Here is an 826-nt window from a genome sequence, read left to right on the forward strand (position 1 = left end):
ACACTCGGTGACGTTCTCGCCGGTGATCTCGACGTGGATGCCGCCCGGGTGGGTGCCCAGCGCGCGGTGCACCTCGAAGAAGCCCTGCACCTCGTCGACGATGCGATCGAAGTGGCGGGTCTTGTAACCGTTGGACGACTCGTGGGTGTTGCCGTGCATCGGGTCGCACTGCCAGATCACCTGGTGACCGGTGGCCTGGACCTTCTCCACGATCGGGGGCAGCAGGTCGCGAACCTTGTTGTTGCCCATCCTGCTCACCAGCGTCAGCCGGCCGGGCTTGTTGTTCGGGTCGAGCCGCTCGACGTATTCGACGGCCAGCTCCGGGGTGATCGTCGGGCCGATCTTGACGCCGATCGGGTTGGCGATCACCTCGGCGAAGGCGATGTGCGCGCCGTCGAGCTGGCGGGTGCGCTCACCGATCCACACGGTGTGCGCGGACAGGTCATACAGCTGCGGTTCGCCGCCGTCGCTTTCGGACAGGCGCAGCATGGACCGCTCGTAGTCCAGCACCAAAGCCTCATGGCTGGCGTAGATCTCGGCGGTCTGCAGGTTGCGGTCGGCCACCCCGCAGGCGCTCATGAAGCGCAGCCCGCGATCGATCTCGGTGGCCAGCGCCTCGTATCGGGCGCCGGCCGGCGAGGTCCGGACGAATTCCCGGTTCCAGTCGTGCACCAGGTGCAGCGAGGCCAATCCCGACGACGTCAGCGCCCGAACCAGGTTCATCGCCGCACTGGCGTTGGCGTAGGCGCGCACCAGCCGCGACGGGTCGTGGTCGCGCACGGCGGCGTCCGGGGCGAAGCCGTTGATCATGTCGCCGCGGTAGGAC

1 protein-coding gene is annotated in these 826 nt (G+C 67.9%); it reads right to left on the reverse strand.

Features of this window, described 5'->3' with window-relative positions; genetic code table 11:
* Nucleotides 1–826: 3-deoxy-7-phosphoheptulonate synthase (locus tag A5624_RS14575; RefSeq protein ID WP_066867296.1), on the reverse strand; the 826-nt coding region annotated here is incomplete at both ends.

Origin of the sequence: Mycobacterium sp. 1482292.6, assembly GCF_001672995.1 — a bacterium.
Lineage (GTDB): Bacteria > Actinomycetota > Actinomycetes > Mycobacteriales > Mycobacteriaceae > Mycobacterium > Mycobacterium europaeum_A.